This window comes from Bradyrhizobium sp. Crot121, from assembly GCF_059512385.1.
The window spans coordinates 1-449 of record NZ_JCAMOR010000379.1 but is presented as its reverse complement, the minus strand read 5'-3'; the positions used below and the strand labels follow the sequence as shown (position 1 = coordinate 449).

At 57.5% G+C, this 449-nt stretch carries 1 pseudogene; it reads left to right on the top strand.

Features of this window, described 5'->3' with window-relative positions:
• Nucleotides 1–449: pseudogene (locus tag AC5ZGW_RS47070) on the top strand (hypothetical protein); the annotation flags it as partial.

Sequence of the window (449 nt, the reverse complement as noted above, 5' to 3'; positions counted from 1 at the left end):
CAATCAGTTTACGTCGATCGCGAAGGAGATCTACCGAGGCGGTTACAAGGGCAAGGTCTTTTCGCTCACCATTGCAGCCGCAGCTGGCGTCGACGGCAGCAGCGCTTTCGTCAAGAACGTCGGCAAGGAAGTTGCGGAAGGCATCGAGCATGTGCAGCCGATCAGCCCACTCGATAGGCCCGAATACAAGGCCTTTGTAAAGGCATTGGGTGCACCCGATGGCACTGTATTTCCGTTCGCCGCGCTTCAGTACGATGCCATCAATGTTCTCGCGGTCGCCATAGAGAAGGCGAAATCCGCCAATCCTGTTGAGTTCGCCAAGCAGATCATCCCGGTTACGAACGGGCCTGGCACCAAGGTGGCGACGGGTGCCGAAGCTCTGGCGCTCATCCGAAGAAACGAGTCCATCGATTTCACTGGTGCCGGCCAGGACCTCAAGTTCGACGAAC